The 15,960-nt window shown below is 46.0% G+C and carries 11 protein-coding genes, 1 tRNA gene, 2 rRNA genes and 1 riboswitch; of the genes, 12 read left to right on the top strand and 2 right to left on the bottom strand.

The window, feature by feature from the left end; translation table 11 throughout:
• From VRK_RS19410 to thiH, 12 genes are all read left to right on the top strand, one after another.
• Positions 1-2,872 (top strand): 23S ribosomal RNA (locus tag VRK_RS19410).
• 85 nt (positions 2,873-2,957) lie between these two features.
• Positions 2,958-3,073 (top strand): 5S ribosomal RNA (gene rrf, locus VRK_RS19405).
• A gap of 91 nt (positions 3,074-3,164) precedes the next feature.
• A tRNA-Asp gene (locus tag VRK_RS19400) sits at positions 3,165-3,241 on the top strand.
• A 397-nt stretch (positions 3,242-3,638) separates the two neighbouring features.
• A complete protein-coding gene (locus VRK_RS19395; RefSeq protein ID WP_059123141.1) occupies positions 3,639-5,039 on the top strand; it encodes an MFS transporter in 1,401 nt (466 codons plus the stop codon).
• A 9-nt stretch (positions 5,040-5,048) separates the two neighbouring features.
• Complete coding sequence (locus tag VRK_RS19390; protein WP_059123140.1) at positions 5,049-5,990, top strand: glycoside hydrolase family 43 protein; 942 nt, start codon at positions 5,049-5,051, stop codon at positions 5,988-5,990.
• A 446-nt stretch (positions 5,991-6,436) separates the two neighbouring features.
• The gene (gene crcB / locus VRK_RS19385) at positions 6,437-6,820 is read left to right on the top strand and encodes a fluoride efflux transporter CrcB (RefSeq protein WP_059123139.1); all 384 of its coding nucleotides are present in this window, start codon (positions 6,437-6,439) and stop codon (positions 6,818-6,820) included.
• A 44-nt stretch (positions 6,821-6,864) separates the two neighbouring features.
• A riboswitch (TPP riboswitch) is annotated at positions 6,865-6,963 on the top strand.
• A gap of 151 nt (positions 6,964-7,114) precedes the next feature.
• Positions 7,115-9,076 carry a phosphomethylpyrimidine synthase ThiC gene (thiC, locus tag VRK_RS19380; RefSeq protein ID WP_059123138.1) on the top strand — a complete coding sequence of 654 codons (1,962 nt, stop codon included), beginning with the start codon at positions 7,115-7,117 and terminating at the stop codon, positions 9,074-9,076.
• A gap of 1 nt (position 9,077) precedes the next feature.
• Positions 9,078-10,526, top strand: coding sequence for a thiamine phosphate synthase (thiE, locus tag VRK_RS19375; RefSeq protein ID WP_059123137.1), 1,449 nt, complete (start codon positions 9,078-9,080; stop codon positions 10,524-10,526).
• A complete protein-coding gene (locus tag VRK_RS19370) occupies positions 10,510-11,412 on the top strand; it encodes a HesA/MoeB/ThiF family protein (RefSeq protein ID WP_059123136.1) in 903 nt (300 codons plus the stop codon). Before thiE ends, VRK_RS19370 begins: the two co-directional genes overlap by 17 nt.
• A 1-nt stretch (position 11,413) precedes the next feature.
• A complete protein-coding gene (thiS, locus tag VRK_RS19365; protein WP_059123135.1) occupies positions 11,414-11,620 on the top strand; it encodes a sulfur carrier protein ThiS in 207 nt (68 codons plus the stop codon).
• Between the two features lie 43 nt (positions 11,621-11,663).
• Complete coding sequence (locus VRK_RS19360) at positions 11,664-12,440, top strand: thiazole synthase (protein ID WP_059123236.1); 777 nt, start codon at positions 11,664-11,666, stop codon at positions 12,438-12,440.
• Position 12,441: 1 nt separating this feature from the next.
• Complete coding sequence (gene thiH / locus VRK_RS19355; protein ID WP_059123134.1) at positions 12,442-13,554, top strand: 2-iminoacetate synthase ThiH; 1,113 nt, start codon at positions 12,442-12,444, stop codon at positions 13,552-13,554.
• A gap of 325 nt (positions 13,555-13,879) precedes the next feature.
• Here thiH and choV read toward each other — a convergent pair whose 3' ends face one another.
• Positions 13,880-15,094, bottom strand: coding sequence for a choline ABC transporter ATP-binding protein (gene choV, locus VRK_RS19350; protein WP_059123133.1), 1,215 nt, complete (start codon positions 15,092-15,094; stop codon positions 13,880-13,882).
• Between the two features lies 1 nt (position 15,095).
• On the bottom strand, positions 15,096-15,944 hold the full coding sequence (gene choW, locus VRK_RS19345; RefSeq protein WP_059123132.1) for a choline ABC transporter permease subunit: 849 nt from the start codon (positions 15,942-15,944) through the stop codon (positions 15,096-15,098).
• Between the last annotated feature and the right edge of the window lie 16 nt (positions 15,945-15,960).

The following is a 15,960-nucleotide window of genomic DNA, read 5'->3' as shown; positions in this document are numbered from 1 at the left end:
CGTACACGGTGGATGCCTTGGCAGTCAGAGGCGATGAAGGACGTACTAACTTGCGATAAGCGTAGATGAGGCAGTAAGAGCCACTTGAGTCTGCGATTTCCGAATGGGGAAACCCAACTGCAGCAGCAGTTATCATTAACTGAATTCATAGGTTAATGAGGCGAACCGGGAGAACTGAAACATCTAAGTACCCCGAGGAAAAGAAATCAATCGAGATTCCGAAAGTAGCGGCGAGCGAAATCGGACTAGCCCTTAAGCTTTTACAGCGTTAGGTGAAGTGTCTGGAAAGGCACGCGAGAGAGGGTGATAGCCCCGTAACCGAAGGCGTTGTTTAAGTGAAAACGAGTAAGGCGGGACACGTGATATCCTGTCTGAAGATGGGGGGACCATCCTCCAAGGCTAAATACTCCTGACTGACCGATAGTGAACCAGTACCGTGAGGGAAAGGCGAAAAGAACCCCTGTGAGGGGAGTGAAATAGAACCTGAAACCGTGTACGTACAAGCAGTAGGAGCCTCTTTTATGGGGTGACTGCGTACCTTTTGTATAATGGGTCAGCGACTTATATTCAGTGGCAAGGTTAACCGATTAGGGGAGCCGTAGCGAAAGCGAGTGTTAACTGCGCGTTTAGTCTCTGGATATAGACCCGAAACCGAGTGATCTAGCCATGGGCAGGTTGAAGGTTGAGTAACATCAACTGGAGGACCGAACCGACTAATGTTGAAAAATTAGCGGATGACTTGTGGCTAGGGGTGAAAGGCCAATCAAACTCGGAGATAGCTGGTTCTCCCCGAAAGCTATTTAGGTAGCGCCTCGGACGAATACTACTGGGGGTAGAGCACTGTTAAGGCTAGGGGGTCATCCCGACTTACCAACCCTTTGCAAACTCCGAATACCAGTAAGTACTATCCAGACACACGGCGGGTGCTAACGTCCGTCGTGGAGAGGGAAACAACCCAGACCGCCAGCTAAGGTCCCAAATTACAGCTAAGTGGGAAACGATGTGGGAAGGCTCAGACAGCTAGGATGTTGGCTTAGAAGCAGCCATCATTTAAAGAAAGCGTAATAGCTCACTAGTCGAGTCGGCCTGCGCGGAAGATGTAACGGGGCTAAGCTGTAAACCGAAGCTGCGGCAATATGATTTATCATATTGGGTAGGGGAGCGTTCTGTAAGCCGTTGAAGGTGGATTGTAAAGTCTGCTGGAGGTATCAGAAGTGCGAATGCTGACATGAGTAACGACAAGGGGGGTGAAAAACCTCCCCGCCGGAAGACCAAGGGTTCCTGTCCAACGTTAATCGGGGCAGGGTGAGTCGACCCCTAAGGCGAGGCCGAAAGGCGTAGTCGATGGGAAACGGGTTAATATTCCCGTACTTGTTGTGAATGCGATGGGGGGACGGAGAAGGCTAGGTGGGCCTGGCGACGGTTGTCCAGGTTCAAGTGCGTAGGCTGTAGAGTTAGGCAAATCCGGCTCTACGATAGGCTGAGACACGATGTCGAGTCACTACGGTGATGAAGTCATTGATGCCATGCTTCCGGGAAAAGCCTCTAAGCTTCAGTTCACAAGAAATCGTACCCCAAACCGACACAGGTGGTCGGGTAGAGAATACCAAGGCGCTTGAGAGAACTCGGGTGAAGGAACTAGGCAAAATGGTACCGTAACTTCGGGAGAAGGTACGCTCTTGCTGGTGAAGTCCCTTGCGGATGGAGCTGATGAGAGTCGCAGATACCAGGTGGCTGCAACTGTTTATTAAAAACACAGCACTGTGCAAAATCGTAAGATGACGTATACGGTGTGACGCCTGCCCGGTGCCGGAAGGTTAATTGATGGGGTTAGCTTAGGCGAAGCTCTTGATCGAAGCCCCGGTAAACGGCGGCCGTAACTATAACGGTCCTAAGGTAGCGAAATTCCTTGTCGGGTAAGTTCCGACCTGCACGAATGGCGTAATGATGGCCACGCTGTCTCCACCCGAGACTCAGTGAAATTGAAATCGCTGTGAAGATGCAGTGTACCCGCGGCTAGACGGAAAGACCCCGTGAACCTTTACTACAGCTTGGCACTGAACATTGAGCCTACATGTGTAGGATAGGTGGGAGGCTTTGAAGCAGTCACGCTAGTGATTGTGGAGCCGACCTTGAAATACCACCCTTGTATGTTTGATGTTCTAACTTGGCCCCGTTATCCGGGGTGAGGACAGTGCCTGGTGGGTAGTTTGACTGGGGCGGTCTCCTCCCAAAGAGTAACGGAGGAGCACGAAGGTGGGCTAATCACGGTTGGACATCGTGAGGTTAGTGCAATGGCATAAGCCCGCTTAACTGCGAGAGTGACGGCTCGAGCAGGTGCGAAAGCAGGTCATAGTGATCCGGTGGTTCTGAATGGAAGGGCCAATCGCTCAACGGATAAAAGGTACTCCGGGGATAACAGGCTGATACCGCCCAAGAGTTCATATCGACGGCGGTGTTTGGCACCTCGATGTCGGCTCATCACATCCTGGGGCTGAAGTCGGTCCCAAGGGTATGGCTGTTCGCCATTTAAAGTGGTACGCGAGCTGGGTTTAGAACGTCGTGAGACAGTTCGGTCCCTATCTGCCGTGGGCGTTGGAGAATTGAAAGGGGCTGCTCCTAGTACGAGAGGACCGGAGTGGACGAACCTCTGGTGTTCGGGTTGTGATGCCAATCGCATTGCCCGGTAGCTAAGTTCGGGATCGATAACCGCTGAAAGCATCTAAGCGGGAAGCGAGCCTTGAGATGAGTTCTCCCTGGCAGTTTAACTGTCCTGAAGGGTTGTTCGAGACTAGAACGTTGATAGGCAGGGTGTGTAAGCGCTGTGAGGCGTTGAGCTAACCTGTACTAATTGCCCGTGAGACTTAACCATACAACACCGAAGGGGTTTTGTGGCTCAGTAGGAATAATTTGATTGTGTAGAGAACAAAAACAGCTTTCCGAATTTTAAGAATTTGCTTGGCGACGATAGCGTTTTGGACCCACCTGATTCCATGCCGAACTCAGTCGTGAAACGAAACAGCGCCGATGGTAGTGTGGGGTCTCCCCATGTGAGAGTAGGACATCGCCAGGCTTGCTTCCTTGTTTTCAGATTTTGAAAAATCTGAAGGCAAAACTAAATAAAGCATTTAATAAATAAGACTTTATCTAGTAAAAAATTTAGTGGAGCGGTAGTTCAGTTGGTTAGAATACCGGCCTGTCACGCCGGGGGTCGCGGGTTCGAGTCCCGTCCGCTCCGCCACTGATTTGAAGACCTCAGCAGCAATGCTGGGGTTTTTTCGTATCTGGCGGAGAGATTGATTCCGGTTTGTTTATTTAAAAATATCGTTTTATTCCAATTATTGAGCCTCAGTCGAAAGACTGGGGCTTTTTGCGTTTAGATGATGGCTTAGCCGTTCTATAGAAGAGGATTACATAGAGGCTGGCACATTACTGCTGAAGCCAAGAACACTATTTCAATAACAATAATGATATAAAAAGATTCGTTTTAGTAAGAATAGCTATATCGATGGACATATCCGCTGATTTATAGAATCTGCATATTATGCAGCTGATAGCATTCATTATTCAGATAATAATTCGGGGTCGAAATGACGAAGATACCTGATTTTATTTCTATCTGAACGAGGTCTATGACTATGTATAAGTTCAAACTCTCTGTGCTTGAGAAAGTTGGATTTGGCTCAGGGGATATGGCTGTTAATGTGGTGATTTCATCAATGATGCTGATTATCACATTTTTTTATACCGATATCTTTGGCCTTAAAGCCAGTGATCTGGCGATGTTATTCATTGTTGTTCGTTTGATTGATGCGGTGACCGACCCTATCATGGGGATGATTACGGATAAAGTGAATACCCGTTGGGGGCGCTATCGTCCTTATATGCTGTTTTTATCAATCCCCTTTGGCATTTCAGTGTTCTTAACCTTTAGTACGCCAGATTTGGATTACAACGGGAAATTAGCCTATGCCTATGCGACCTATATTTTTGTGACGGTGATGTTTACCGCTGTCACGATTCCGTATATTTCTTTAATCAGTGTGCTTACCGATGATCCGAAAGAGAAGCTATCAGCCAACGGATATCGGCTATTCTTTGCCAAAATTGCTGCGTTTCTGGTGACCATTATTGTTCCCTTACTCTCTGAAAGGTGGGGGAGTGAAAATATTCAATTAGGCTATCAGTATGCGATGGGATTAATGGCTTTCATGGGGACACTGTTGTTCTTATTTTGCTATTTTACGACGACGGAGCGTATCGACTATGTCATCGATAAAAAACCATTTACTCAGCAACTGAAATCTCTCATCAGCAATGATCAGTGGGTCATTTTATGTATGGTTTGTATCACCGGTACGGTTGGTTACACCGTGCGAGGGTCGGTTGCTGCGTATTATGCCAAATATTATCTGGGAGGAGATGCTGCGACGATTTCTGCATTCCTTGCGACAGGGGTTATCGCTGCGATTCTGGCGATGGTGGCGTCAACTTGGATAACGAAATACTACTGTAAGATTAAACTATTCCGTTACAGTCAGATTGCTGTGATGATCCTGAGCGCTGTGCTCTATTTTTCTGTCGGGCCGTCTGATTTCGTCCTCGCTTTTTTTCTCTATTTCCTGCTTTCTTTCATTGTTGATTTACACGCGCCTGTTTTCTGGTCAGCGATTGCTGAAGCGGTTGATTATGGTGAATTTAAATTGGGTCAACGAGTCTCTGGTTTATCGTTTGGCGGTATTTCATTCTGTCAAAAATTTGGAATGGGGATTGCCGGTGCGATTGTCGGATGGTTACTGACTTTCTTTGATTATGCACCGAATCAGGCACAGTCGAGCTTTACATTAACTGGGATTGCTTTAATGCTCACCCTCATTCCCGGTATATTCCATCTGCTCATGGGGCTTTTGATGTTCAGATATAAAGTGACAGACAGCTATTACACCGTAATGATTCATCAAGGGGCAGACAGCAAAGCGATGAGTGATGGTATCGATCATGTGCATGATAAAACACCGCTATCTGTTCCGGCAAAATGAGGTTATTCCATGGTATTTAAGATAAAAAACCCAGTTATTGAACAGCGAGCCGATCCACATGTCTATCTTCATCATGATGGATACTATTATTTCACGGCATCGGTCCCTGAATATGATCGTATTGAGCTGAGAAGAGCAAAAACGCTGGCCGGTCTGGCAGAAACGAATGAAGTCGTGACGGTTTGGCACAAGCCGGATCATGGCCCTTACTCCGACTTAATCTGGGCACCGGAGATCCACGCGATTGACGGTAGTTGGTATATCTACTTTGCTGCCGCGCCCAGCCGGGAAATAAAGGATGGTTTATTTCAGCATCGCATGTATGCCATTCATTGTGCTGGGGAAAACCCGCTGGCGCAACCATGGACGTTTTGTGGACAGATCGATTCTGGCATCGATTCATTTTGTCTCGATGCAACGACATTTGAACACCGAGGAACGCGGTATTATGTCTGGGCACAGAAAGAACAAACGATAGCCGGTAATTCCAATTTATACATTGCTGAAATGTTGTCACCGACAACACTAAAATTACCCGCCAGTCGTTTATCGATACCTGAGTTTGATTGGGAAACTCAAGGTTTCATGGTTAATGAAGGCCCGTACATCCTGATTAGTCACGGAAAAGTCTGGCTGACATATTCTGCCAGTGCGACCGATGAACGTTATTGTATGGGGCTTTTGCAAGCTGATGAGGATACAGATTTACTTGACCCTGCAAATTGGTACAAATCGCCACAGCCGGTTTTTGTGACCAACGCCGACGAAGGTGTTTTTGGTCCCGGACACAGCTGCTTTACCAAAGATGAGCAGGGCAATGATATTTTGGTGTATCACGCCCGTGATTATACGGAGATTGAAGGTGACCCGTTATGGGATCCCAACCGTCATACCCGTATGAAACAGATTTTCTGGGAAGGGGATCAGCTTATACTGGGTCAGGCTGAATAGGAATTTGATGTCTTAAATCTCAGCTTGGAATCACAGAGTCAATTACTCTGACGGAACGATACTCTCTCTTCTATAAGGTTGAGGAATGAATGAGTTTGGTAAACGATAAATGCCAAGCATTGTCCTCAACCGTTTCACTCCCAACTGAATTTATATTTTTGATCTTCTTCATGTCACACAGTACCATCATTATTCTATTCATCTCCCTGAACAGCGGATATTGAAGCAAGTGCTACTCTATACCGATACTCGTATGAGCTGGGTGCCCGTATCAGACATGAACCATAATATGATACTTGATGGGTATGTAAAATCGGATTAAGTGAAGGATTTTGACATAAAGTGACTCCTGTAACTTTTTCATTGTGTGAATTTGTATGACCTTTGATACTCGTATTTTTTAATTAAGAAAGGTTGTATTTGGGGATTTTTTTGAGGAAATGATGATGAGTCAGTTCTCTATTCTGGGCTTTATTGCTTTTGGGGGCGCTTTTGGTGCTTGCTCCCGGTATTTGATTTCAGAACTTTGTGTGTTTCTGTTCGGTAAAGGTTTTCCTTATGGAACCCTGACCGTAAATATTTTAGGCTCATTTGTGATGGGGCTTTTAATTGCGGCTATTCAGGGACAATTGATTTCCGTTGAACCATGGCGTCAAATCATTGGGTTAGGATTCTTAGGCGCTTTGACGACTTTTTCTACTTTCTCTATGGATAACGTTTTATTGATGCAGCAAGGCGCATTTATTAAGTTTGGTCTCAATATCCTGTTGAACGTTACTTTGAGTATTTCTGCTGCGTGGGTTGGTTTTCAACTGATCACAAAGAGTTAAATATTTTTTTTACTTTGTTTAATAAAATCCATTCTCTATAATGTTGATACTTGTCGGAGTGCCAAAAGGCTGAGACCGTTCATTCGGGATCCGTTGAACCTGATCAGGTTAATACCTGCGAAGGGAACAAGAGAGAATATTCAGGCTATATTACATTTCACCACAGCCTCTCTATTGTCCGAAAATCTTTCTGTATGTCGCTTTTCCTCATCACGCGATAATCGATTTTCACCTCTTGTCTATGCGTCCTTCCGTCAAGCATTTATTTCTTAACCATTTACTGGAGAAAAATGCATGTCGAGCCGTAAACAATCCAGACTGGAAGCAAAGCAGTTTATTGAAAATATCCAGTCAACACCTTATCCCAATTCAAGCAAAATTTATCTACAGGGTTCGCGGGAAGATATCCGGGTACCGATGCGAGCTATCCAGCTTGCCGATAGCCTGGTCGGTCACTCGAAGGATAGCCCTGTCTATGAACCTAACGAACCGATTTGTGTCTACGATACTTCAGGCGTGTATACCGACCCGCACTATACAATCGATGTGTATCGAGGATTACCGGCCTTGAGACAGCCATGGATCGAAGAGCGGTCTGACACAGCAATGCTGGAGCAGATGACCTCTGATTATGCGCGTGAGCGTTTGGCGGATACAACGCTCGACTCTTTGCGATACGGTCATTTACCGCTCATTCGTAAAGCTCTGCCCGGTCATTGTGTCACCCAGCTTCATTATGCCCGGCGTGGCATCGTGACGCCTGAAATGGAGTTTATTGCGATTCGTGAGAATATGCAGCGTCAGCAGTATCGTGATGAGCAATTGAACTTACAGCATCCCGGAGAAAGTTTCGGTGCCCATATGCCGGAAGTTATCACCGCTGAATTTGTCCGACGCGAGGTCGCAGAAGGGCGAGCGATTATTCCGGCAAATATCAACCATCCCGAATCTGAGCCGATGATTATCGGGCGTAACTTTTTAGTCAAAGTGAATGCCAATATTGGTAATTCATCCGTTACATCCTCGATTGAAGAGGAAGTTGAGAAGTTAGTTTGGTCTACCCGCTGGGGTGCTGATACGGTGATGGATCTCTCCACTGGGCGCAATATACATGAAACGAGAGAATGGATTCTACGCAATAGTCCGGTTCCTATCGGTACTGTACCGATGTACCAAGCTCTGGAAAAAGTTAATGGCGTTGCCGAAAATCTGACTTGGGAGGTCATGCGTGACACGTTGATTGAGCAGGCGGAGCAGGGGGTCGATTACTTTACGATTCATGCCGGTGTACTGTTGCGCTATGTCCCTATGACCGCTAAGCGGGTGACGGGAATTGTTTCCCGCGGTGGTTCTATCATCGCGAAATGGTGTCTGGCACATCATGAAGAAAACTTTCTGTATACCCATTTCCGGGACATTTGTGAGATCTGTGCCCAGTATGATGTCTCACTCTCTTTAGGGGATGGACTCCGGCCCGGCTCCGTGGCTGATGCCAATGACGAAGCCCAATTCTCTGAACTCAGAACTCTCGGAGAACTGACCAAAATTGCATGGGAATATGATGTTCAGGTCATGATTGAAGGCCCCGGACATGTGCCAATGCATTTAGTCAAAGAGAATATGGAAGAGCAACTACGGCATTGCTCGGAAGCACCGTTCTATACCTTAGGCCCGCTGACAACCGATATTGCGCCCGGATACGACCACATTACCTCTGGGATTGGTGCGGCTATGATCGGTTGGTACGGCTGTGCGATGCTTTGTTATGTCACCCCTAAAGAACATCTTGGTCTGCCGAATAAAGAAGATGTGAAAACGGGATTAATTACCTACAAGCTTGCTGCCCATGCTGCTGATTTAGCGAAAGGGCATCCCGGTGCTCAAGTCAGAGATAATGCTTTATCGAAAGCACGGTTTGAATTCCGTTGGGAAGACCAGTTTAATCTGTCTTTAGATCCGGTCACGGCCCGCACTTACCATGATCAAACGCTGCCTCAAGAATCGGGAAAAGTCGCTCATTTCTGTTCAATGTGCGGTCCTAAATTCTGCTCAATGAAGATCTCTCAGGAAGTTCGTGAGTATGCAAAAGCGCAACAGGATAGTCACTCCGAGCATGATCATTCTGTAAATATTCAGATGGTAACCAACCCGTCAGATGATGAACGATTGGCAGGTATGAAACAAAAATCTCAGGAGTTTAAAGCGCAAGGTTCAGCACTATATCGCTTAGCTCAGGATGCTGATCAGGAGGAGTAGGATGATTGGGCTAAGTATCGCAGAGGTCTTTTGCACGACCGATCTGCTCGCATCGGTGAAGGTCAACCTTCACCGGGTGTTAAATATGGCACAGTCGGTAGGACTTGCCGGGCCGGAGCAGAATTTCTTGTTTGATGCTGACTCGCATCACCGTGGATTGTACGTTCGTTTAAAGCAAGATGAGCTGAGAAATAAAAGCGTCGTACTAATGGCTGTTGAGCAGCAGCAAATGATGACTTTTGCCCAGCAGCAAGATATTCAGCAGCACTATCATATAAGCTATTGTGAGCAAATCCATGGTTGTGAACTCATGGGTGATGGTGATCATCTGTGGGCTCAACAAGATGAACAACAGGCAAAGGCAAAAGCGGGAATGGCCGCTCATATTGTTGTCGCGTCTTCACCACAACCAGATGCGCCACACTCTGAATTATGGCGGGTGGGGAATGAGGTTCGTTCGCTTTCCTCTGCTACGTTTTCCACGGTGTTAGCGCCGGAAGTTTTAGATTCTGAAACGACTCGCTCTGATGACTCTCAACATGCATTTGTTGCGAAGCATTTAGCCTGGTTGATTGGCGCTCTGGTTTTAGACTTTCCGCTTGAAGATGCTCTGATCATTGCTCGGGCTTCCATGAATGTTTCACGTGAAACATGGCCCCGAGATGGGCATGCATTTCCGGTTGTCTCTTCAGTCAGTGGGCTATCGGTGTCTGACTCACATCAACCTTTGTCTGATTCACATCAACTGACACAGCGATCTCAATTTAAAGCCGTTCATATTGAAGATTTGTCACTCTACCCGGTAGTTGATGATGTGATATGGGTAGATAAATTACTCCGGTTAGGGGTGAAGACGATTCAGTTACGGATTAAAAATCCACATCAGCCTGACCTTGAGCAGCAAATTAAACAAGCGGTCTCGCTGGGGAGAACATATCAAGCACAAGTTTTCATTAATGATTATTGGCAACTGGCGATTCAATATCAGGCTTTTGGTGTTCATCTGGGACAAGAAGATTTACACACCGCCGATATTCAGGCGCTGCATCATGCTGGCATTTGTTTAGGTATTTCAACTCATGGTTACTGGGAAATTCTCAAGGCACAACAACTTCATCCAAGTTATATCGCCCTAGGACATATTTTCCCGACCACGACCAAACAGATGCCTTCTCAACCGCAAGGGCTTGCTCGGCTACGGCTTTATCAACAGCTCGTCGATTCTATTGCACGGGCTCATCAGCTGGCGATTCCAACGGTTGCAATTGGCGGGATAGATTTAAATAACGCCGCAACTGTTTTAGAACAGGGCGTCTCAAGTCTAGCGGTGGTTCGTGCTGTGACACAAGCGGCAAACACCGCGAGTGCCGTTGATGCTTTTCAGCAGTTGTTTCTATCGAGGAAAGAACAATCTCAGTCAGGGAGGAAGGGCCATGTCGTTACTCGATGATGATGCATTTCTTCGCTATCAGAGACAGATTGCTTTGCCAGACATTGGTGAAATCGGCCAATGTGAACTGAACAAAAAGCATGTACTGATGATTGGCTGTGGTGGATTAGGGACAAATGTTTCACTGTATCTTGCCGGTGCGGGCATCGGTTCGATAGTTCTGGTGGATCATGATACGGTTGAGATGAGTAATTTGCATCGACAAATTGCTTATCGGGAAGCGGATGTCGGTACACAAAAAGTATGTGCGCTTGCCAGCCAACTACGCGCACTTAATCATCAGTGTCGGATCAGAACCGTTGATAAAAAACTGGACGATAAACAACTTCAGCTTGAGGTGATGTTAGCTGATGTGGTGATCGATTGTAGTGACAACTTTCCGACCCGCCATCAAATCAATCGTATCTGTTATCAACAAAAGACAACTCTCGTCTCTGCATCCGCGATTGGCTGGGACGGGCAGTTATCCGTTCATCGCTTTTCAAAAGATGCACCCTGTTATCGTTGCTTAGTTGGTGATACCGGAGATCATCACCCTAAGCGATGCCATGAGTCTGGTGTATTGGGTCCGACTGTCGGAACGATGGCCTCGCTTCAGGCACTTCAGGTGATTCAAGTATTACTCAGGGATATCCATCCGAACTCATCTTTTACAACCAACCAATCTTTACACTCACAATCTTTAAATTCGCGATCTTTACATACTTCTTTACATACAAATGAACAATTGACCCCGAGTGGCAGCATGGCTGAGTTTTTTCATTTTGATGGACGAAGGATGCGGCTGAAATCATTGCGCTATGAAAAAGATCATCATTGCCCGGTGTGTGGTGACTCAGTTGGTGAGTGTGATATTGGAGATAGTCATAGTAAGAAAGGTGGATGAGATGAATATACAAATAACACTGAATGAAACCGTTTATACATTTCCTGCTGGTATCACGTTAGTACAAGTGATCAGCCAGCTTCATTTACCTGAACAGGGGTGTGTTTTTGCACTGAATGAGCAAGTGATGGCGAAAAGCCGATGGTCACAAGTGATGCTCAATGATGGTGATCAGATTTCGCTCTTTCAGGTCATTGCCGGAGGTTAAGTAGATGGCAATTCAAACACTGCGCAACAATGGAGCATCAGATATGAATACCCCCCTAAAAATTGCAGACAGAATATTCGGTTCCCGTTTATTCACCGGCACCGGTAAATTTGCCAGTGCGGAGATGATGGTGAAAGCGATTCAAGCATCCGGTTCAGAAATGACGACAATGGCTTTAAAACGGATCGATCTGCAACATGCAAATGATAATATTCTAGTGCCTTTGCAGACACTCGACTTACATTTTCTGCCTAATACTTCCGGAGCGAAGACAGCAAAAGAGGCGATATTTGCCGCGCATTTAACACGAGAAGCGCTGGAAACCCATTGGATTAAACTCGAAATTCATCCTGATCCCAAATATTTGCTGCCGGATCCGATTGAAACACTGCGTGCCGCAGAGCAATTGGTAAACGATGGCTTTATAGTTTTGCCTTATTGTCATGCGGACCCGGTTTTATGCAAACGCCTTGAAGAGGTCGGGTGCGCAGCGGTTATGCCGCTTGGGGCACCGATTGGTTCAAATCAGGGATTAGCCACTGAATCTTTTCTGGAAATCATTATTGAACAAGCCAAGGTTCCCGTGGTGGTTGATGCCGGGATTGGGCTACCATCTCATGCGGCTCAGGCGATGGAAATGGGGGCAGATGCAGTGTTGGTGAACACGGCAATTGCCAGTGCAGCCGATCCGCTGATGATGGCAAAAGCATTTAAGTTGGCGGTTGAATCCGGACGTATTGCCTATGAAGCGGGCAGGGGTGTTGCATCATCTCATGCGGTGGGAACCAGTCCGCTCACTCAATTTTTAGGGGAGGTGTGAGATGAGTTTTCTCGACGTTTTCCATCAATTCAACTGGGACGATGTGCGTCTTTCGTTGTATAGCAAAACATCAGCTGATGTGGTGCGTGCATTGGGGAAAACCAAACGGTCATTGGAAGATTTTAAAGCGTTGATTTCTCCGGCGGCAGAACCTTTTCTTGAGCAGATGGCCCAGCAGTCCATGGCGCTGACCAGAAAACGGTTCGGTAATACGGTGGGATTTTATATCCCGCTATACCTGTCTAACCTTTGCTCTAATTCATGTACCTACTGCGGTTTTTCAATGGAGAATCGGCTCAAGCGAAAAATACTGAATCATCAGGATATCGAGGCCGAGATTGCTGCGATTAAACAGATGAAATTTGACAGTATTCTGTTGGTGACTGGTGAACATGAGACGAAAGTTGGACTATCGTATTTCGAACAAGTGATCCCTCAGATTAAACAGCATTTTAACTATCTGGCAATGGAAGTTCAGCCTCTGGATGAAGCAGCGTATGTCAGGCTGAAAGCATTAGGGTTGGATGGCGTGATGGTTTATCAGGAGACCTATCATCCTTCAACCTACGCACAGCATCATCTGCGGGGCAACAAGACCGACTTTGAATATCGCTTATTGACACCGGATCGGCTTGGTAGAGCGGGTATTGATAAAATTGGTTTGGGTGCTTTAATCGGGTTAGATGACTGGCGAACGGATATTTTTCACGTCGCTCTGCATCTTGCCTACCTGGAAAAAACATACTGGAAGTCTCGTTATTCGATTTCTTTTCCGCGTTTACGGCCATGTGCCGGTGGTGTTGAGCCTGTTTCTATCATGACGGATAGACAACTGGTGCAAACGATCTGTGCATTTCGTCTGTTTAACCCTGAAGTTGAATTATCACTTTCGACCCGGGAATCACCGAGTTTCAGAGATAATGTAGTGCCACTTGGTATTACAGCTATCTCTGCGGGGTCCAAAACACAGCCGGGAGGGTACGCCGTTCAATCAACAGCGCTAGAGCAGTTTAGTATTGACGATGATCGCTCAGTTGAAGAGGTGGAGCAGGCGGTTATATTTAGAGGATTGGAGCCAGTATGGCATGACTGGCACTCGGTTTTTTCCGGTTAAGAAGTTTAATCCGAAGCCCATTATTAATTATTAGATGCCCATCAATAACTGTTAGCACACTATAAATACTAAATTTTAGAAAGACTAAGTTTTCGGAGATGTAGACTTAGTTCTCTCAGTCCAATGTTTCACGTGAAACATTAGTGCGCGCTCATCTATTTTATTGAATATTTGTGAGTAAACAGAAGCAAGAAGAAGAGAAGACTTATCTTCATGATGAGATCAAGCCTTCTCTTCTTGTTTCTTTATTTCTTTATTTATCTTGTCTGAGACACATTTGCGGTGTCAAAAATATCGAAACAGCAGTGTTTAGATTAATCTATGCCTATGCTGCTTTGGTAGCCTCATTATATTTACCAAGCAGAGCATGATAGAAATTGTCATCACTGAGAATGCCAACAAACTGACCATCCTCAACTAAAATAACCGGATGACCGGTATGGTAGCGAATTTCAATCGCATCACGCATTTCTATATCGGGTGAAACCAGAATAATGGTATTTTTATCCAATGAGGAGATGTCAAGGTTCTTATTCCATTCGATAGTCTTGAGTGACTCTGAGCCTTGAACGACCAGTTTACCGTTTTGCTCTTCCAGCCATAGATCATTTTGTTGGCAAACCTGCCAGCGTCCTGCCTGATGTGTCAGTTCATCAACTGGCTTCATCAGAGAACGACCCTTAAGTACATTCAATGGATTTGTATGGGCAACAAATTCACGGACATAGTCCGTTTTGGGTTGCAGAACAATCTCTTCCGGACGACTGTGTTGAATCAGCTCCCCTGATTCCATAATCGCAATGCGATTACCAATTTTTAATGCTTCATCTAAATCATGACTGACAAACAAAATCGTTTTATTTAATTTTTCCTGTAAGGTCAGCAATTCATCTTGAAGCTGGGTCCGGATGAGTGGATCAAGTGCTGAGAAAGGCTCGTCCATTAACAAAATATCGCTATCCATTGCAAAAGCCCGTGCGAGACCAACACGTTGCTGCATCCCTCCGGAGAGTTCATGAGGAAACTGGTTTTCCCATTCTGCTAAGCCGACCATTTCTAGTTGTTCTCGCGCATGTTCACGGCGCTCTTTTTTGGAGATCCCTTGCATTTCAAGACCGAAGGCGACGTTATCAACCACGGATAACCATGGCATCAGTGCAAACTTTTGGAACACCATCGAAACACGCTGTGTCCGAAGATGACGTAATGTTTCACGGTTACAATTGGCAACATCAACAAAATCTTGACCGTGTTTTACTTTCAGGGATCCTCTGGTGATTTGATTGAGTCCGTTAACGGCTCGCAGTAAACTTGATTTCCCGGAACCGGACAATCCCATTAACACGCAGATTTCACCTTCTTTCACCTTGAGGCTGACGTTATTCACGCCAACGACTAATCCGGTTTCATCAATAATTTCTTGACGCGTTTTGCCTTGATCGAGGAGGGCCGTTGCTTTTTTAGGGTGACGGCCAAAAACCACATCCAAGTTTTCAATTGCAATCGCATCTGCTGCTTCATGTTCTACAAATTGATTCATCTTATTGCTCCTTGGCCTGATTCGGCGTTTTGCACAGTCGATCAAGGATGATGGCAACCAATACAATGGCTAGGCCAGCTTCAAATCCTTGCGAAATATTCACGGTATTCAGGGCCCGTACGACAGGTTTTCCCAGACCGTCTGCACCAACCAAGGCTGCAATCACAACCATAGAGAGCGATAACATGATGCACTGCGTCACACCAGCCATAATGCTGGCCATCGCTGCCGGTAATTCAACTTTAAACAATAGTTTCATATTGCTGGCACCAAATGCTCTACCTGCTTCGACTAATTCTTCCGGAACACGAACGATTCCCAGATAGGTCAGGCGAATCGGGGATGCGATCGCAAAAATGATCGTCGAGATTAAGCCGGGAACTACACCAAGGCCAAACAAGACGAGGGTCGGAATTAAGTAAACAAATGTCGGCACGGTTTGCATCAGATCTAAAATAGGGCGAATCACGGTATATAACCAAGGGCGATGAGCCGCCATAATACCAATCGGAACACCCATTAAGACTGAAATCCCGGTTGCGGAAAAGACCAGTACAAAGGTTTCCAGCATTTCTTGCCAGTATCCGAGGTTAAGAATGAGCAAGAGAGAGGCGACAATAAAAATCACCAAGGATATCCGGCGATGGAGCCACCAAGCCAGTGCAGCTGTGAGCAAAATAGGAAGAAACGGTGGCATGGATTGGAAAAAATCGACCAGAAACATAATCACTGTTTCAAGGGTATACGAAATCGCATCAAAAAAACCGGACGCATGAATCGTGAGCCAGTCCACGAATGACTCGATCCATTGACCGAGTGGAATTTTATAATCTGTAATGAAATTATTCACAATAATTTACCAATTT

Origin of the sequence: Vibrio sp. MEBiC08052 (assembly GCF_001506075.1) — a bacterium.
In the GTDB taxonomy this organism is placed as follows: domain Bacteria; phylum Pseudomonadota; class Gammaproteobacteria; order Enterobacterales; family Vibrionaceae; genus Vibrio.
The sequence above is the reverse complement of the archived record's forward strand: the minus strand, read 5'-3'. Positions and strand labels throughout refer to the sequence as shown.

What these genes read in the sequence shown, in the direction of transcription:
- VRK_RS19360 (WP_059123236.1), top strand. Translation starts at nt 11,664, where the DNA reads ATGAATACCCCCCTAAAAATTGCAGACAGAATATTCGGTTCCCGTTTA.
- VRK_RS19395 (WP_059123141.1), top strand. Translation starts at nt 3,639, where the DNA reads ATGTATAAGTTCAAACTCTCTGTGCTTGAGAAAGTTGGATTTGGCTCA.
- VRK_RS19390 (WP_059123140.1), top strand. Translation starts at nt 5,049, where the DNA reads ATGGTATTTAAGATAAAAAACCCAGTTATTGAACAGCGAGCCGATCCA.
- VRK_RS19370 (WP_059123136.1), top strand. Translation starts at nt 10,510, where the DNA reads ATGTCGTTACTCGATGATGATGCATTTCTTCGCTATCAGAGACAGATT.
- thiC (WP_059123138.1), top strand. Translation starts at nt 7,115, where the DNA reads ATGTCGAGCCGTAAACAATCCAGACTGGAAGCAAAGCAGTTTATTGAA.
- thiH (WP_059123134.1), top strand. Translation starts at nt 12,442, where the DNA reads ATGAGTTTTCTCGACGTTTTCCATCAATTCAACTGGGACGATGTGCGT.
- crcB (WP_059123139.1), top strand. Translation starts at nt 6,437, where the DNA reads ATGAGTCAGTTCTCTATTCTGGGCTTTATTGCTTTTGGGGGCGCTTTT.
- thiE (WP_059123137.1), top strand. Translation starts at nt 9,078, where the DNA reads ATGATTGGGCTAAGTATCGCAGAGGTCTTTTGCACGACCGATCTGCTC.
- choV (WP_059123133.1), bottom strand. Translation starts at nt 15,094, where the DNA reads ATGAATCAATTTGTAGAACATGAAGCAGCAGATGCGATTGCAATTGAA.
- thiS (WP_059123135.1), top strand. Translation starts at nt 11,414, where the DNA reads ATGAATATACAAATAACACTGAATGAAACCGTTTATACATTTCCTGCT.